Origin of the sequence: Palleronia abyssalis, from assembly GCF_900302445.1 — a bacterium.
In the GTDB taxonomy this organism is placed as follows: Bacteria; Pseudomonadota; Alphaproteobacteria; order Rhodobacterales; family Rhodobacteraceae; genus Palleronia; species Palleronia abyssalis.
Map to the genome: position 1 here is coordinate 330,348 of NZ_ONZF01000002.1, position 16,347 is coordinate 346,694.

The 16,347-nt window shown below is 62.4% G+C and carries 17 protein-coding genes; 9 read left to right on the forward strand and 8 right to left on the reverse strand.

The genetic code is table 11. The annotated features are described in order from the left end of the window. Positions 1-14: 14 nt before the first annotated feature. The gene (rbsK, locus tag PAA8504_RS05320; protein WP_108893121.1) at positions 15-932 is read left to right on the forward strand and encodes a ribokinase; all 918 of its coding nucleotides are present in this window, start codon (positions 15-17) and stop codon (positions 930-932) included. On the opposite strand, the gene PAA8504_RS05325 is transcribed toward rbsK, so the two are convergent. Genes PAA8504_RS05325 through PAA8504_RS05350 form a run of 6 tightly spaced genes read right to left on the reverse strand, consistent with a single transcriptional unit; the run spans position 929 to position 6,854 of the window. Then, positions 929-1,303: a Na+/H+ antiporter subunit G gene (locus PAA8504_RS05325; RefSeq protein WP_108893122.1), complete on the reverse strand. Its 375-nt coding sequence runs from the start codon at positions 1,301-1,303 to the stop codon at positions 929-931. The two genes, rbsK and PAA8504_RS05325, sit on opposite strands and share 4 nt — an antisense overlap. Beyond that, positions 1,300-1,584 (reverse strand): K+/H+ antiporter subunit F, encoded by a 285-nt coding sequence (locus tag PAA8504_RS05330; protein WP_181375703.1) that lies wholly within the window; start codon positions 1,582-1,584, stop codon positions 1,300-1,302. Before PAA8504_RS05330 ends, PAA8504_RS05325 begins: the two co-directional genes overlap by 4 nt. Continuing rightward, a complete protein-coding gene (locus PAA8504_RS05335; RefSeq protein ID WP_108893123.1) occupies positions 1,581-2,081 on the reverse strand; it encodes a Na+/H+ antiporter subunit E in 501 nt (166 codons plus the stop codon). The genes PAA8504_RS05330 and PAA8504_RS05335 overlap by 4 nt, the downstream gene beginning before the upstream one ends. Then, the gene (locus tag PAA8504_RS05340; RefSeq protein ID WP_108893124.1) at positions 2,081-3,649 is read right to left on the reverse strand and encodes a monovalent cation/H+ antiporter subunit D; all 1,569 of its coding nucleotides are present in this window, start codon (positions 3,647-3,649) and stop codon (positions 2,081-2,083) included. The genes PAA8504_RS05335 and PAA8504_RS05340 overlap by 1 nt, the downstream gene beginning before the upstream one ends. Next, positions 3,646-4,005 carry a Na+/H+ antiporter subunit C gene (locus PAA8504_RS05345; RefSeq protein ID WP_108893125.1) on the reverse strand — a complete coding sequence of 120 codons (360 nt, stop codon included), beginning with the start codon at positions 4,003-4,005 and terminating at the stop codon, positions 3,646-3,648. The genes PAA8504_RS05340 and PAA8504_RS05345 overlap by 4 nt, the downstream gene beginning before the upstream one ends. Then, positions 4,005-6,854, reverse strand: a complete 2,850-nt coding sequence (locus PAA8504_RS05350; protein WP_108893126.1) for a monovalent cation/H+ antiporter subunit A — start codon at positions 6,852-6,854, stop codon at positions 4,005-4,007. Before PAA8504_RS05350 ends, PAA8504_RS05345 begins: the two co-directional genes overlap by 1 nt. 495 nt (positions 6,855-7,349) lie before the next feature. On the opposite strand from PAA8504_RS05350, the gene PAA8504_RS05355 reads away from it, so the two are divergent. The 8 genes from PAA8504_RS05355 (at position 7,350) to PAA8504_RS05390 (ending at position 13,817) form a co-directional block, all read left to right on the forward strand. Continuing rightward, positions 7,350-7,961: a ribonuclease D gene (locus tag PAA8504_RS05355; protein ID WP_108893127.1), complete on the forward strand. Its 612-nt coding sequence runs from the start codon at positions 7,350-7,352 to the stop codon at positions 7,959-7,961. 41 nt (positions 7,962-8,002) lie between these two features. Beyond that, positions 8,003-8,626 (forward strand): LPS export ABC transporter periplasmic protein LptC, encoded by a 624-nt coding sequence (lptC, locus tag PAA8504_RS05360; RefSeq protein ID WP_108893128.1) that lies wholly within the window; start codon positions 8,003-8,005, stop codon positions 8,624-8,626. 5 nt (positions 8,627-8,631) lie between these two features. Beyond that, the gene (gene lptA, locus PAA8504_RS05365) at positions 8,632-9,114 is read left to right on the forward strand and encodes a lipopolysaccharide transport periplasmic protein LptA (protein ID WP_108893129.1); all 483 of its coding nucleotides are present in this window, start codon (positions 8,632-8,634) and stop codon (positions 9,112-9,114) included. Beyond that, complete coding sequence (gene lptB / locus PAA8504_RS05370; protein WP_108893130.1) at positions 9,114-9,869, forward strand: LPS export ABC transporter ATP-binding protein; 756 nt, start codon at positions 9,114-9,116, stop codon at positions 9,867-9,869. Before lptA ends, lptB begins: the two co-directional genes overlap by 1 nt. Before the next feature lie 252 nt (positions 9,870-10,121). Beyond that, positions 10,122-10,700 (forward strand): ribosome hibernation-promoting factor, HPF/YfiA family, encoded by a 579-nt coding sequence (gene hpf / locus PAA8504_RS05375; protein WP_108893131.1) that lies wholly within the window; start codon positions 10,122-10,124, stop codon positions 10,698-10,700. Between the two features lie 39 nt (positions 10,701-10,739). Continuing rightward, positions 10,740-11,204: a PTS sugar transporter subunit IIA gene (locus PAA8504_RS05380; RefSeq protein ID WP_108893132.1), complete on the forward strand. Its 465-nt coding sequence runs from the start codon at positions 10,740-10,742 to the stop codon at positions 11,202-11,204. A gap of 718 nt (positions 11,205-11,922) precedes the next feature. Beyond that, the gene (locus tag PAA8504_RS05385) at positions 11,923-13,398 is read left to right on the forward strand and encodes an AMP nucleosidase (protein ID WP_108893133.1); all 1,476 of its coding nucleotides are present in this window, start codon (positions 11,923-11,925) and stop codon (positions 13,396-13,398) included. A 128-nt stretch (positions 13,399-13,526) separates the two neighbouring features. Continuing rightward, a complete protein-coding gene (locus PAA8504_RS05390; protein ID WP_108893134.1) occupies positions 13,527-13,817 on the forward strand; it encodes an HU family DNA-binding protein in 291 nt (96 codons plus the stop codon). Between the two features lie 187 nt (positions 13,818-14,004). Here PAA8504_RS05390 and PAA8504_RS05395 read toward each other — a convergent pair whose 3' ends face one another. Together PAA8504_RS05395 and rnhB are read right to left on the reverse strand one after the other, a co-directional pair. Continuing rightward, positions 14,005-15,099, reverse strand: coding sequence for a site-specific DNA-methyltransferase (locus tag PAA8504_RS05395; RefSeq protein ID WP_108893135.1), 1,095 nt, complete (start codon positions 15,097-15,099; stop codon positions 14,005-14,007). Between the two features lie 89 nt (positions 15,100-15,188). Next, positions 15,189-15,836 (reverse strand): ribonuclease HII, encoded by a 648-nt coding sequence (rnhB, locus tag PAA8504_RS05400; protein ID WP_245897527.1) that lies wholly within the window; start codon positions 15,834-15,836, stop codon positions 15,189-15,191. Positions 15,837-16,347: the final 511 nt, after the last annotated feature.

Here is a 16,347-nt window from a genome sequence, read left to right on the forward strand (position 1 = left end):
AAGGGGAGGGTATCATGACGCACGACGTAGCCATTCTGGGGATCTTTGCCGCCGATACCGCCTATCGCGCGGCCCGCATGCCAGCGATGGGGGAGACGATCCTGGGCGACAGCTTTGCTCTGAACCCCGGCGGCAAGGGCTCGAACCAGTCGGTGGCGGCTGCACGCGCCGGGGGATCGGTCGCATTTCTGTCGCGGATCGGAAAGGACACGTTCGGGCAGCTGGCCCTGGACACCTGGCGGGAGGCTGGCGTTACCTTCGCGGGTCTGTCCGATCCGGAACACCCGACCGGGGCGGCGTTCATCTTCGTAGACAGCGCGTCCGGCGACAATTCCATCATCGTCGCACCCGGTGCGGCCGGGCAGATCTCGGTCGCGGATGTTGAAGGTTGGGCCGAGGCGATCAGCAGCGCGACAATCTTCCTCTGCCAGCTCGAGCAACCCTTGGACGCGGCCTTTCGCGCGCTTGAGATCGCCCAAAATGCTGGGGTGCGAACCATCCTGAACCCCGCGCCGGCAACCGATCTGCCTGATGGAATGCTGGGGCTGTGCGATCTCATCACACCCAATGAGTCGGAGGCCGAGCGTCTGACGGGCGGTCGCGTGACCGACATCGCAAGCGCCGAAGCGGCAGGCCGAAACCTTATGGATCAGGGCGCGGGCGCCGCCATCGTCACGATGGGGGAAGCCGGGGCGCTGTATGTCGGCCGCGATGCCGTGTCCCACGTGCCCGGGCTGTCCGCCGGCCCGGTGATCGAGACGACGGGCGCGGGCGACGCGTTCAACGGCGGTCTGGCTGTCGCCCTGGCGGAAGGGATGCCGATGGATCGTGCTCTGCGCTTTGCGAATGCTACGGCCGCGATTTCCGTCACCCGGGCTGGGGCCGCGCCGTCGATGCCAGCGAGGACCGAGATCGAGGCGCTGTTGGGCTAGTCGATGTGATGCGGCTCTCCGACATCGGCGGGGCCGGTGTCGAAAGTCGACCACGTGCGGTCCCCCGGCGGCGGTGGCGTCGGATCCACGTCCTCGCGATGCAGGTTAACCTTCGAAATGAAATTTGCAGAGATGGGCGCGGTCACGAACAGGAAGGCCATGATCAGCAATTCGTGCAGCGATCCGCCTTCGTAGACGAAGGCATGGATCATCGAGGCCAGAAGCAGGGACCCGACCCCCAGCGTGCTGGCCTTGGTCGGGGCATGGACGCGCTTCATCGGCGTATCGAGCTTCAGAAGCCCGATTGAGCCGACAAACGTGAAGATCGCCCCGATCACGAGGCATACGGAGATGACGATATCCCAGATCATTCGATGATATCCCCGCGCAGGACGAAGCGCGCATAGGCCACGGTCGATACGAAACCCAACATGGCGAACAGAAGGGCCCCTTCGAAGTAAAGGCCGGTCCCGCCCGCCAAGCCCAGAAGAACGATCAGCGCGATGGCGTTCACCGTCATCGTGTCGATGGCCAGAATGCGGTCGCCAGTGCAGGGTCCCTTCAGAAGGCGGATCATTGCGATGATTTGCGCTAAACTGGCGCTGACGAAGGCGATGATCAGCGCGATATCAAGAATACCCGTCACGGTCATTCGAAGATCTCCTTCAGGCGGCGTTCATAGCGATGCTTGATCTCTTTTGCTTCTTCCTCGGGATCGGCCGTGTCCAGCGCGTGAACCAACAGGTAACGCCCCTTGTCCGAAAGGTCAGCCGAGACTGTTCCGGGCGTCAGCGTGATTGTCCCAGCCAGAATCGTTATCGCCTCGGGGGACTTCAGCTCCAGCGGAACGACCACCCAGCGGGACCGCATTTTCTGGTTCGACCGGAAGAGAACAATGTAGGCGACGCCGATATTGGCAATCAAGATGTCCCACAGAACCAGTGCGACATAGACGATCAGCTTGCCGACCTTCGGCGCCGCGGGACGGTTCGGCCAGTAGGGCGAGGTCAGGATCGGGACGACGATCCCTAGGAACGCGGCCAGAACGACGGTGCCGAGCGACAGCGAATTGATCAGCAAGCACCAGACCACCGCGGTCAGAAACGACAGCATCGGATGCGGCAGCAGGAAGCGGAACAGGCGCGACATCAGTGATCCCCTTCGCCGCCGTCATAGGAAATCTCCTTGCCGGGCGTTTCGAGTACAGTCGAAATATAGGGCTCTGGCGCGAAAAGCTGTTCGGACGTTGCGCCGAGGTAACTGGTGATCGGCCCGGCGAACACGGTATGCAACGCCAGAAGCCCGACGAAACTGCCAACAGCAGCCAACGCAAGAACCGGGGGCGGGGACTCGTCCGCCGGCTCGGACGCTTCGGGCAGGCCCCGCGCCACCTCGCCGCTTTTCCAGAAGACGGTCGACCCTGCCCGTGCAAAGCCCAGCACCGCGATCAACGACGACCCCAGAACCGCTGCCCAGATCCATGCGATCAAAGGCGATGCAAAGCCGGCGTCGAGGATCAACAGCTTACCCAGAAAGCCCGAAAGCGGGGGTAGACCCGTCATCCCGATGGCCGCCACGAAGAACATGCCCGCAATCAGCGGACCGCCCACCATGGGTGGCGCGGCCTCCAGCCGGGTGCCATGGCTTCGGCGGCCGCGCTGGATGAGGTCCACAAGGAGAAACAGCGCAGCCGTCGCGAAGGTCGAGTGCGCGATGTAGTAAAGGGCGGCGGTCATTCCGTCTTCGGTCATCATTGCAATGGCGGTCATAACCATACCCATGGATCCCACGACCGAGAATGCCACCAGCCGGTCCAATCGTTTCGCCGCCAAAACTCCGATCATCCCAAGCGCGAGCGACACGAGCGCAAGCGGCAGCAGCCAAGTGCCGTGCAGCCCCTCGGTCAGCGACAAAGATGGGGGGAATATCAGGGTATAGACGCGGATGATCGCGTAAGCCCCGACCTTCGTCATGATGGCGAACAGTGCAGCCACCGGCCCTGGCGCTTCGGCATAGGCCGAAGGCAGCCAGAAATGCAGCGGGACGAGGGCCGCCTTCACCGCAAAGACCAGCAGCAGAAGCACCGCCGCCACGCGGATCGCAGCCGATTGCGCAGGGTCGATCATCGCCACGCGCTGGGCCAGATCCGCCATGTTGAGGGTCCCCGTCTCGGCATAGAGGGTGCCGAGCGCGAACAGGAAAAGGGTCGAGCCCAGAAGGTTGTAGAGGACGTATTGCGTTCCCGCGCGAAGCCGGACCGCGCCGCCCGAATGGATGACCAGACCGTAGGACGCGATCAGCAACACCTCGAAGAACACGAACAGGTTAAAGATGTCGCCCGTAAGGAAGGCGCCCGTGATCCCCATGATCTGGAACTGGAACAACGCGTGGAAATGGCGTCCCCGCCGGTCCCAGCCGGACCCGATCGCATAGAGGGATACCAGAAGCGCCAGGATCGCGGTCAGAAGCACCATGTAGGTCGACAGCCTGTCGGCCACCAGGACGATCCCGAACGGCGCCTGCCAGGCGCCCAGCTGGTAGATCGTGACGGTGCCATCGGCCGCGCGCCAGGCAAGGCTTGTGGCAATCCCAAGAAGTGCGACCAGCCCAGATACGGAAAGGGTGCGTTGTACCACCTTGTGATACCGCGCGACCAGCACGATGATCGCGGCCAGCATCGCCGGCAGGATGATCGGGGCGATGACCCAGTGGCTCATGCCTCGGGCTCCTTGGATATGGCGTCTTCGGGGTTGTCGGGGTCGTTCACCAGGTCGTTGTCGTTACCCAGATACGCACCAAGGGCGACCACGACGACGACCGCGGTCATCCCAAACGAGATCACGATCGCCGTCAGCACCAACGCCTGCGGCAGCGGATCGGTGTAGCTCAGCGCCTCGTCGCGAAGGATCGGGGGGTGGTTCACGGCAAGCCGCCCGCTCGCAAACAGGAACACGTTCACCGCATAGGTCAGAAGCGACACCCCGACGATCACGGGGAAGGTCCTGAGCCGCAGGACAAGGTAGATGCCCACCGTCGTCAGGACGCCGACGGCCGAAGCGACGAGCATTTCCATCAGGTCGTCTCCTCGCGCGAGGGGTCGATATCCATCGGGTATTCGCTTTCTCTCTGGTCGGCACGCCGGGCCATGCGCGCAAAGCTTTCCAGCGACAAGAGTACCGCGCCGACGACGGCGAGGAACACGCCCAGATCGAAGGCCATGGCGCTGGCGATCTCGAACTCTTCCAGCGGCGGGATGTGGATGTAGGTGAAGGACGAGGTCAGGAACGGATATCCGGTGAACCACGCGCCGATGCCGGTCAGACCGGCGATCAGTACACCCGCGCCGATGATCCCGTGATAGGGATACCGCTGCCGCTCCTGCGCCCAGTAGAAGCCGCTGGCCATGTACTGCATCACAACCCCGATCGCGACCACGAGGCCCGCGATGAAGCCCCCGCCGGGCATGTTATGGCCCCGCAGGAAGATATAGACGCCGACCAGAAGCACCATCGGCATCAGAACGCGGGTCAGGACCACCATCATCAGCGGGTGCATGTCCCCTGCCAGGTCCTTGTCCGGGCGACGGTTCAACAACTTGGCCCGCACCGGCCCATTCATCAGCGCTTGCGTCAGCGCATAGATGACCAACGCGGCGATGCCGAGGACGATGATCTCGCCGAACGTGTCGAAGCCTCGGAAATCCACGAGGATCACGTTCACGACGTTGGTGCCGCCACCGCCCTTGTAGCTGTTTTCGAGGTGATAGTCCGAAATCGTCGGCGCCACAAAATCGCGCAGCAGCAGATGATAGCTGAGGCCGAAGGCCATCAGTCCACCCAGAATCGCCACGACCCCGTCGCCGACGCGTTTCAGGACCGTGGACTCCGAAGGCGAAGTATTCGGCAGGAAGTTCAATGCCAGCAGCAAAAGGATGATCGTCGCCACCTCGACCGAAAGCTGGGTCATCGCGAGGTCGGGGGCCGAGAACACGGCAAAGCCGATGGACACGATCAAGCCGATGATCCCCATTAGGATCAGGGCGAACAACCTGTTGCGATGGTACCAGATCAGCGCCAGCGCAGAGACGACCAGCATAAGCCATCCCGCCACTGCGACCTCGCCCATCGGCAAGCCCTCGCGGGTCGGTGGTGCGACCGATCCCGTCAGCCAGGCATGCCCGGCCAACGCCAGGACCGCGACGAAGAACAGGCCGGCGAACCGGGTGAAACTGCCGTCGTGCAGGGGATGGATCACTCCGCGCGCCAGCGCGACGACCCCCGCGATGATCCCGTCGAAGATCGACTTGGCAAAGGGAACGGGCAGAACCTTCCACGTCCATTCGGCCGGGCGATACAGCAGCAAGAGGATCAGGCCCCCGCCGACCGCGATGATCGACATGATCAGGGCGGGCGTAACGCCATGCCAGAGCTTCAGGTGCAAGCCCTCGGGGATGGCGCCCGCCTCGCCCATGACGCTTTCGGCCACGAAGAAGACCAGCGGCTCGGCGTACTGGGGCAGGACCCCGATGAACAGGACCAAGGCACACAGAACAGCGGGCGGACCCCACATGCCGATGCCCGGATCGTGCGGTTTGGCAGGATAGTCGTCGCGGACCTTGCCCAGGAAGGTGTGTCCGATCAGCCGGAAGGAATACGCGGCCGAGAACAGCGCCCCGGCCGTCGCAAGCGCGGGGACCAGCCAATCCGGGCCGAAGATGGTGGTGTGGGCGGCTTCTTCCAGCATCATCTCTTTCGACAGGAAGCCGTTGAACAGCGGAATGCCGGCCATCGACAGCCCCGCCACTACGGCGATCGAGAACGTGATCGGCATCAGCTTTCGCAGACCGCCCAACCGTTTGATGTCGCGGGTATGGGCCTCGTGATCGACAATGCCCGCGGTCATGAACAGCGCCGCCTTGAACGTGGCGTGGTTCAGGATGTGGAACACGGCCGCGACGGCCGCATAGGACGAACCGGTGCCCAGAAGGAATACGATCAGCCCCAGATGCGAGATCGTGGAAAACGCCAGAAGCGCCTTCAGGTCGTCCTTGAACAAGGCCACGACCGCGCCGATGACCATGGTCACAAGACCCGCGCCCGCGACCAGGAAGAACCAAGCCTCGGTCCCCGACAGCACCGGCCAGAGGCGCGCCAACAGGAAGATGCCGGCCTTCACCATCGTGGCCGAGTGCAGGTAGGCCGAGACCGGCGTCGGCGCGGCCATCGCATGCGGCAGCCAGAAGTGGAACGGGAACTGTGCCGACTTGGTGAAGCAGCCCAGCAGGATCAGGATCAGCGCCGGCAGATACAGCGGAGAGGCCTGGATCGCCTCGCGATTTTCCAGAATGGCGGTCAGGTCGTAGGACCCCACGATCCGCCCCAGAAGCAGCATGCCCCCGATCATCGCCAGACCGCCCATACCGGTCACGGTTAGCGCCATACGGGCGCCCTGCCGACCGTCCGGCAAGTGCTTCCAGTATCCGATCAACAGGAACGACGACAGGGACGTCAGCTCCCAGAAGACCAGAAGGACGAGGACGTTGTTCGACAGTACGATCCCAACCATCGCCCCTTGGAACAGCAGAAGGTAGGTGAAGAACTCGCCCATGTTGTCGTCGCGCGACAGGTAGAACCGACCGTAGATGATGATCAGCACCCCGATCCCCAGGATCAGCGCCGCGAAGAACATCCCCAACCCGTCCAGCATCAGCGACAGGTTCAGCCCAAGCTCGGGCATCCAGACGATGCTTTGCGTGACGACTTCGCCAGACATGACAGCCGGCGCCTGAGAGATGAGGCCGACCAGGGACGTCAGCGTCACCAGAAGCGTGGTCATGGCACAGGTCTGACGCCCCGCACGTCCCATGAGGCCGGGAAGAAGGGCGCCAAGAAACGGCACGAGCACGATCAGGAGCAGGGACATGAGCCTCTCTTTCTGCCGTAAGGTCCGGGCGTTTTTCGCCGTATTCCCCCCTCGGCTCAAGCGCAAAGCGAATTCGGCTTCCGCGGGGGTGGCAAATGAACCGCGGGCACGGGCCGGGGCGGGCGATGTATCCAGCGCCACCTTGGCGAGGCGTTGTATGGTCACGCCGATCCCGCCTTTCGCTTGCCGAACGGAATTTGATCGGATGGTCAGCGTGAAGGTGCCGCGTTCAAATGCCGCGGTGGTCCGCCCCTGCTAGCCCCCTTTTTGCGGAACGCCGAGCGCTCTGTTGGGCGGGGCATCGTTGCATTTAGGTCGAAAAAGGTGCGCGGACTGGATTTCGGGAAATCGACCTTTGGTGCGCACGGACAAACAAACCTGTTTTCTAGGCGGTCGGGCGTTCGGAAACGTTCGACGCATTCTCTTTGCGAAAAGGAGTCCGGCGTACGGGAAGGACCCGTTGCCCGGCCCGACCGCACGCGGTAAATCCCGATCATGGCAAACTACCTATATCAGGGCGATCTGCCCGACGATCTGGACCTAGGCGCGTCGGTGGCGATCGATTGCGAAACCATGGGCCTCAACCCGCATCGGGACCGACTTTGCGTGGTGCAGATGTCGGCCGGGGACGGCAATGCGCATCTGATCCAGGTGGCGAAGGGACAGACGCGTGCGCCGAACCTGGAACGCATCCTGACCGATCCGAACGTCGGGAAGCTGTTCCATTACGGCCGGTTCGACATTGCCGCGATGTATCATACCTTCGGCGCGCTGGCCGCGCCGGTCTACTGCACCAAGATCGCGTCGAAGCTGGTCCGCACCTATACGGACCGGCACGGGCTGAAGCAGTTGCTGACAGAGCTTCTGGGCGTCGACATCTCGAAATACCAGCAGCAATCCGACTGGGGCGCCCCGGAGCTTTCGGAGGCCCAGATCGCTTATGCGGCTTCCGACGTTCTGCACCTTCATGCCTTGCGCGAGGCCCTGAACGACCGTCTACACCGGGAAGATCGGATGGCGCTGGCGCAGAGTTGTTTCGCGTTCTTGCCCACCCGGGCGCGGCTTGACCTCGATGGCTGGCCCGACATCGACATCTTCGCCCATTGAGCCCCCTGTTTCAGGGACCGCGGGGCGATTAGATTGCGACCATGAGGACACCGCGACGATCCGGACATTTCGACAATAGCCATTCCAGATGGGTGGCACGGCTGAAGGTCATCCTTCCCCTCAGCGCCTTGGCGATCCTGTCCACGCTGTTTCTCGTGGCTGACCGCCGCGGCGCGAACGGTGTCTCGATTACGGATACGGTTACGCTGGACCGCTTGCTGACCGAAGGTCGCGTCGCGAACCCCTCCTTTTCCGGCGTTGGGGACGGCGGCGCGTCGGTTGAATTCCTGGCCGAAGAGGCAAAGCCCGCGACTGATGATGGCGGTGATGTCGAGGCCAGCCGACTTCGCGGCACGTGGCAAAGCGTTTCAGGCGCCGAGGTAACGTTGACGGGATTGCACGGACGATTGTTTGCTGACACCGGCGATGTCGCGGTCGACGGGGATGTGAACGTGATCGATTCACAAGGGTATCGGCTGGCCAGTGAGGCTTTGAAGATCGACGGCGTCACGAAGAACATCGTTTCGCCAGGACCCGTAGTGGGTACCGGACCTGCGACGCGGATCGAAGCGGGCGGAATGCGCATTGAACAGCGAGCCGGGACGCCGCTTGCGATCTTCACGGATGGCGTTCGCGTGATATACGACCCCAACGCTTCGGAGTAACCGCCATGAAATCCCTGCGCCTTGCCATGATATTCGTTGCCTTCGGCTTTTCTGTCGCTGCACAGTCAACCGTAAGTTTCGGGGGCCTCGACCGGGACAGTTCGCAACCGATCGAGATCGTGTCGGACCAGCTGGAAGTCGATCAGAATACCGGAAACGCGCTGTTTACCGGCAACGTCGTCGCCACGCAGGGTGATATTACGCTGACGGGAAACTCGGTCCAGGTTTATTATACCCAAGGGGATGGAAGCCGGATCGACGAGGTGCATGCTACGGGCAACGTCACCCTGGTCACCCCGACCGAGGCCGCCGAGGCCCAGACGGCCGTCTATGACGTCGATGCGGGCAGCATTGTCATGACCGACGACGTTCTGGTCACTCAGGGACAATCGGCCATCGCGGGATCGCGCCTGACCGTCGACCTCGAGACGGGGCAGGGCCGCATGGAGGGACGGGTCCGGTCGGTCATCCAGACCGATACCCAGTAATGCGGGACACCACGTTCCGAAACGACCCCTCGGGCGGGCTGGTGGTCGAGCATCTCCGCAAAAGCTATCGAAAGAGGGCCGTGATCAAGGATGTCTCGCTGTCGTTGCGGCGGGGCGAGGTCGTGGCCCTGCTGGGGCCGAACGGATCGGGCAAGACGACGTGCTTTTACTCGGTCGCGGGTCTTGTGACACCCGACGGGGGACGCGTGTCGATCGACGGCCGCGAGGTGACCACTTTGCCCATGTATCGCCGCGCCCGCATGGGAATCGGGTATCTTCCGCAAGAGATGTCGATTTTCCGGGGCTTGTCGGTACAGGACAACATCCTGGCAATCCTCGAACTGGTCGAGCGGGACAGGAACAGGCGTTACGACAGACTCGAATCCCTGCTGGCGGAATTCTCCATCGCGCATCTGAGGCGCACGCCGTCCCTGGCCCTGTCCGGTGGGGAGCGGCGCCGGGCAGAAATCGCGCGCTGCCTGGCCGCCGATCCAAAATACCTTCTTCTGGACGAGCCCTTCGCGGGCGTCGATCCGATTGCCGTTGGCGATATCCGCTTTCTCGTGGCGAATCTGACCGAGCGCGGAATCGGTGTCCTCATTACGGATCATAACGTGCGCGAGACCCTGTCCATCGTGGATCGCGCCTATATTCTTCATGATGGCTGCGTGCTGATGAGCGGTACCAGTGAAGAGGTCGTCGCCGATGCGAATGTACAGCGGGTCTATCTGGGCGAAGGGTTCACCTTGGGATAACCCAAGTGCGGCTTCTGGCGATAATTGCGCGCTTGTGCTTGACAGGTTGGGTGGTTTTCGCTCCCAATCGAAGGTGATGAGATGCACTTTCGCCTCGCGCTCGGTCCGTTTCCGCAAGTCCATACAAGGACTTGGCGTTCTCACGTGTCGAAAAACGAACGCGCATCCATCAGATCGATCCCAGACTAGACAGTTTGCCACCCGCATCTTCTGCGGAAGGCGGGCGGCGTTCCAGTGATGAAAGGAAATTTCATGCGCTACCAGATCAGCGGAAAGCAGATCGACATCGGCGAAGCCCTCCAATCGCACGTCCAGTCCGAGATCGAGACAGCGGTCAGCAAGTATCCCGGCCGGCCGACCGACGCGCTCGTCGTGTTCTCGAAGGATGGCTCTGCCTTTTGCTGCGAAACAGTGGTCCATCTTTCCACCGGTTTGACGGTTCAGGCCAGCGCGGTGGAGCATGACATCTATGCCGCGTGCGACGCGGCCGTCACTAAGATGGAAAAGCAACTTCGACGCTACAAGCGGCGGTTGAAGGATCACCACAAAGAACGGCCACAGCCTGTTGAACTTTCCGGGGCCTCTTCGTATATCCTCGCCGCAACGGAGGACAGTGGGGACGACGAACCTGAAAGCTTGCAGCCGATCATCATCGCCGAGATGGAAACGACGATTCCATCCCTGTCGGTCGGTGAGGCCGTGATGCAGATGGAGCTTGCGGGGGCGCCGGTTCTGGTCTTCAGGAACGAGAAGCAGAAGAGCGGGGTCAACGTCGTGTACCGTCGCGAAGATGGGAACGTCGGCTGGATAGACCCCAATACGACAGGCTGAGGGTGGCGATCGCCACCTCGTAATTTTTCAGGGTTTTGCATGATTTCGTCCGACCTCCTCGTTCCCGAGGCCATTCGGGTCATTCCCGCCATGTCGAGCAAGAAGCGCCTCTTCAACACCCTGTCGGAGATCGCCCGTCAGGTGTACGGCCTGTGTTCCGAGACGTCCTGCGATGCCCTGATGGACCGTGAAAGCCTCGGGCCGACGGCCGTGGGTCACGGTGTGGCCTTGCCTCATGCGCGTTTGCGCGGGATCGACCGGGTTCGCGGCGTTTTCCTGAAGCTGGAAAAACCTCTGGATTTCGGGGCGGCGGATCGACAGCCCGTCGACCTTGTTTTCGGCTTGTTCGCACCCGACACTGCCGGCGTCGATCATCTGAAGGCACTCGCGTCGGTGTCGCGTACGCTGCGCGATCCGGACCTGTGTTCGACCCTGCGGGCGAACGGCGACATCACGACCATCCACGCGCTGCTGACCCAGCGGAGTGCCAGCGACGCCGCGTAAGTGTATGCGTGCGGGTGGTCAGCCAGTGCCACGACTTTCAGATGGATATAGCTGTTCCGGGCGATGGTCGGGGTGTTGCCCAGCGTTTCCAACGGCGCATCCGTGATGGTCTTGATGGCCAGGGTCGTCTTCCCCTTTGATATCGCGCAGGATTTCGTCGACTTGAGGCGGGGGTAACCTCGTGCGTCCCGCCGGGACCATCGATTCAGGTCACGAAGGTCGGACCCGGGCAGGTCGTCCAGCTGATGCAGGGCGTGCGCCAACCGCCGATCGTGCAGGGTTCGCTTGATCCGCGGGAGATGGTCGCCGAAGGACGGCAGTTAAGCGAACTACTTGCGCGCGCGAAACTTCGTCCAGTCCGGATGATATTGATACTGCTTGCGGTCCCCGGCATTGCGGCCCGTGGCCTGAAGATTGCCGACCGGACAGGGCAGATCCAAGCGTCCGCAAAGGCCCGCCGCACGGCCAGCGCATCAAGACGCACACGCTCAGCCCGGTGGGCGATACAGGTGCCGTCGGGCGAGGTGTACAAGCAGCCCCGACCGGCCCCGATTGCGGGTGACACCTGGATACCTCGGGAAAGTGGACGAGATCGGGAATGTCCTTCATTGCTAGCGTGAAACCGCGGCTGTCCGTAGCGGGTTCCGGGGCAAAACGTTTCGGGACGCTTGTGATCTGGGCGGCGTTGCCGGTAGTTGCCTGTGAAAAGGAGTGGCCGATGACCGAGACTCTGCCGATCGAAACACCGGATCTCCCGGGCCCCGAAGCATTTACCGAGGCTGCCCCCGCCGTCGCCCGCTTGCAAGAATTGTACTCGGCCTCCGTCGCCTTTCTGACGGACCGGTTCATGGCGTCCCTGAAAGGCGATGCACCGCATGTCCGCTACAGGGCGTTTTACCCCGAGATCCGGCTGACCACGACAAGCTATACCTCGGCCGACAGTCGCTTGTCGTTCGGCCATGTTGCACAGCCGGGGCGGTACTCGACGACAATCACTCGTCCCGACCTTTTCGAGAATTATCTGATTCAGCAGATCGATCTTCTTCTCAAGAACCAGGGCGTCGCGATTCATATTGGCGTGTCGGACACGCCCATGCCGCTTCATTTCGCGGTCGCGAACACCGCTGGGCTGACCGTTCCGCAGGACGGGGCGATGAATTTCACCCTGCGGGACATCTTCGACACCCCCGACCTGACGGTGACTCACGATGCGATCGTCAATGGAGAGGGGTTCGTGTTTGACGACGGATCGCGCCCCCTGGCCCCGTTTACCGCGCAGCGCATCGACTATTCGTTGGCCCGACTCAGCCACTATACCGCCACGGACGCCAATCACTTCCAGAACCACGTCTTGTTCACCAACTATCAGTTCTACGTGGATGAGTTCGAGGCCTACGCGCGCGAGGCATTGGCCGATCCGGACAGCGGCTATACCGCGTTTGTTGGGCCTGGAAATCAAGTCATCACGGACCCGGATGCCGTTCTGGAACCGGTTCCGAAGATGCCGCAGATGCCGACCTATCACCTGACGCGGGAAGGCGGGCAGGGGATCACGCTGGTCAATATCGGTGTGGGGCCGTCAAACGCGAAGACGGCGACGGACCATATCGCGGTGCTTCGACCCCATGCCTGGTTGATGGTCGGGCACTGTGCCGGCCTGCGCAATTCGCAGCGTCTGGGGGACTTCGTCCTGGCCCATGCCTATCTGCGCGAAGATCACGTGCTGGACGCCGATCTGCCGGTCTGGGTTCCGATCCCGGCTCTGGCCGAGATCCAGATCGCCCTGGAAGAGGCCGTCGAAGCCGTCGCCGAGCTGGAGGGCTACGAGCTCAAGCGGATCATGCGCACGGGAACGGTCGCGACCATCGACAACCGCAATTGGGAGCTTCGGGACCATTCCGGGCCGGTCCAACGGCTCAGCCAGTCTCGTGCGGTGGCGCTCGATATGGAAAGCGCCACGATCGCGGCGAATGGGTTCCGGTTCCGGGTGCCGTATGGAACGCTTCTGTGCGTTTCGGACAAGCCGTTGCACGGCGAGCTGAAGTTGCCTGGCATGGCGACCGACTTCTATCGCACCCAGGTCGCCCGGCATTTGCTGATCGGCGTCCGCGCCATGGAAGCGATCCGAGAGATGCCACTGGAACGGATCCATTCCCGAAAGTTGCGCTCATTCGAGGAAACTGCCTTCCTTTGACGGGTGGTAAACCGCTCATTCCCCTTGTTTCACGGGCCTTCTGCTCATCAATCGGTTGTGTTGAGCAGCCCTATCGCGTTTAGTCCGACCACTGTTTCGTATGTGACGACACAAGGGAGAATGATGACATGGCGCAAAAGCCGATGACCAAGACGCAGCTCGTCGCCGCACTGGCCGACAAGATGGGCACCCAGAAGAAAGAGGCCGGCGAGGCGCTGGATGCGATTACCGACATCATCACCGAGGAAGTTTCCGGCGGCGGCGCGGTCACCCTTCCCGGGGTCGGCAAGATCTACTGCCGCGAACGGCCCGAGCGTATGGTCCGCAATCCGGCGACCGGCGAACAGATGAAGAAAGACGCGGACAAGGTCGTCAAGATGACGATCGCCAAGGCGCTGAAAGACAGCGTCAACAGCTGACGCCTGCTGCAGGACTGAGGGAAGGGTGGCCTCTGGGCGCACCCTTTTTTCATGTCTGCACGTCAATGTTCGGCCGGACAAAAAAGGACCCTGCGCATCCCGAGGGATGGCAGGGTCAAGTCGTGCCGACCGGCACCCCCGCTGATGCGGGGGCGCGCACGATCGGCACTGGCGGTAACCGGTGGGATCAGCTCATTTCGGAGCGGATCTGTTGTCTGAGTGAATCGATGACGACGCGCTGGCCGTCGCGGACGAAGCTCCAATACGTCCATCCGTTGCAGGACGGCGCCCCGTCCAAGGCCGCGCCAACCTGGTGGATCGACCCTTTGAGCGTCTTGGTTGCGAGCGTCCCATCAGCGCGGATCTTCGCGACTTCGCCCTTGGGATTGACCAGCGTTTCGCCCGGACGCAGCAGGCCGCGTTCGACCAGTTGCCCGAACGGCACACGCGGTTCGGCGCGCTTGCTGGTGGTGACTTCCAGGGCCGCTTTCTCGTAGCTGCGGATCATCGAAAGGCGCTTTTTCGCGACCTTGATATAGCCTTCGTCCCGTTCGATTCCGATGAAATCCCGCCCCAGCATCTTTGCTACGGCGCCGGTCGTGCCGGTTCCGAAGAACGGGTCGAGAACCACGTCGCCCGGGTTGGTCGATCCCACCAGAACGCGATGCAGCAGCGATTGCGGCTTTTGCGTGGGGTGGGCCTTGCCCCCTTCCTCGGTCTTCAGTCGCTCGTGCCCCGAACAGATCGGCAGCGTCCAGTCCGAGCGCATCTGGGTGCCCTCGTTCAGGGCCTTAAGTGCGTCATAGTTGAAGGTGGGCTTCGCGCTCCGGTCACGGCCCGCCCAGATCATCGTCTCGTGCGCGTTGGTCATCCGCTTGCCCTTGAAATTGGGCATTGGGTTGGTCTTGCGCCACACCACGTCGTTCAGGATCCAGAACCCTTCGTCCTGCAGCGCTGCGCCGACGCGGAAGATGTTGTGGTACGATCCGATGACCCAGATCGCCCCGTTGGGCTTAAGGATCCGCCGCGCGGCCGCAAGCCAGGCTTTGGTGAACGAGTCGTAGGCCTCGAAACTGGCGAACTGGTCCCAGTCGTCGTCGACCGCGTCGACGCGCGAATTGTCCGGGCGATGCAGGGTGCCGCCAAGCTGCAGGTTATAGGGAGGATCCGCGAAGATCAGATCGACAGACGCCTCGGGAAGGGCGTTCATCACGTCGATACAATCGCCGCGCACGATTTCGTTGAGAGGCAGCTTTGCCACCTCTGCACCACTCTTTGTCATTCAACTGCCTCAGGTTGCGACCCGGTTTTTTTTGGGTGGGCCGCTTATTGTGTGGGCAGGATGGAGGGGGGTATTCCGCCTTTCAAAAACTATTTGACCTGGCCGACGTCAAAATTTCCTTGAAACAAGATGTCGTGGACGGGTCGGAAAGAGCGTCTATGGATTGGGGTGGCGCCGTGTCTTTTCAGTCCCAGCAGGTGCTCGCGCGTGCCGTAGCCCATGTTCGTTTCCCAGCCGTATCCGGGGTATTGTTGCGCAAGGGTCAACATGCCTAAATCTCGCCTGTTTTTCGCCACAATTGAAGCCGCCGAGATCGACACGGAACGAGCGTCTCCTTTGACGACAGCCTCGGCCCGGCATGGCAGATTCGCCGGCAGGCGATTGCCGTCGATCAGAAGCGCGTCGGGTCTGACCGACAACGCATCGACGGCCCGGCACATCGCAAGGAACGTCGCCTGAAGGATGTTGATGGCGTCGATCTCTTCGACGCTGGCTTCGCCGATCCCGATATGCGCGCAAAGCTGGACTTCGTCGGCTAGGCGTTGCCGGGTCGGTGCGTCCAGCTTCTTGCTGTCGTCCAGGCCCACGGGAACCGTGCAGGGGAACAGGACGACCGCGGCGGCGACCACCGGGCCGGCCAGAGGGCCGCGGCCAACCTCGTCGACGCCCGCAACGACACGGGCGCCTTGAGCGTGCAGGCGGGATTCTAGAGACAGATCGGGCATAGGGGCGGGCATCGCCGATCCAGGGCGGAACCTGCAATACAAAAATGGGCGAGGGCCCGTAGACCCTCGCCCGACTTGTGCGACCCGTCGCCCGAGATGTGCGGTTTCAGAACAGGACAGGCCGCCAAGAGGTGGCCGCACTCAGCGGTGCTGCGCCATCCTCCATCCGTTGTGCCGCAAGCACCGTGCCTCGTAGGCAGGGCGGTAGCGCCCGCCTACCCGGATTTCGGTGGCGCAGGCGCGCGGCAGATGTCGAAGGTTCACGCCTGATTTCTGCAGGCAGCGTTGGCCGAAAACGTGCAGCGCCCGTTGGCGGCGTTCGAAGGATCGAAGGCAACGGGCCGGCAACGTGTGTCGGACTGGGGGCCGTTGTACCCGGTAATCGGGGGTCGACCGTCGCACGACTTGACTTGTGACACGTCCGCCTTGCCCGTCGGACAAGGCCGACCCGGCAAGACCCAGTATCGCGATCCCCGCAATCAAGCCGGCCACTTGATCGCGGTCCAGGGCTTGAGCAGGCAGC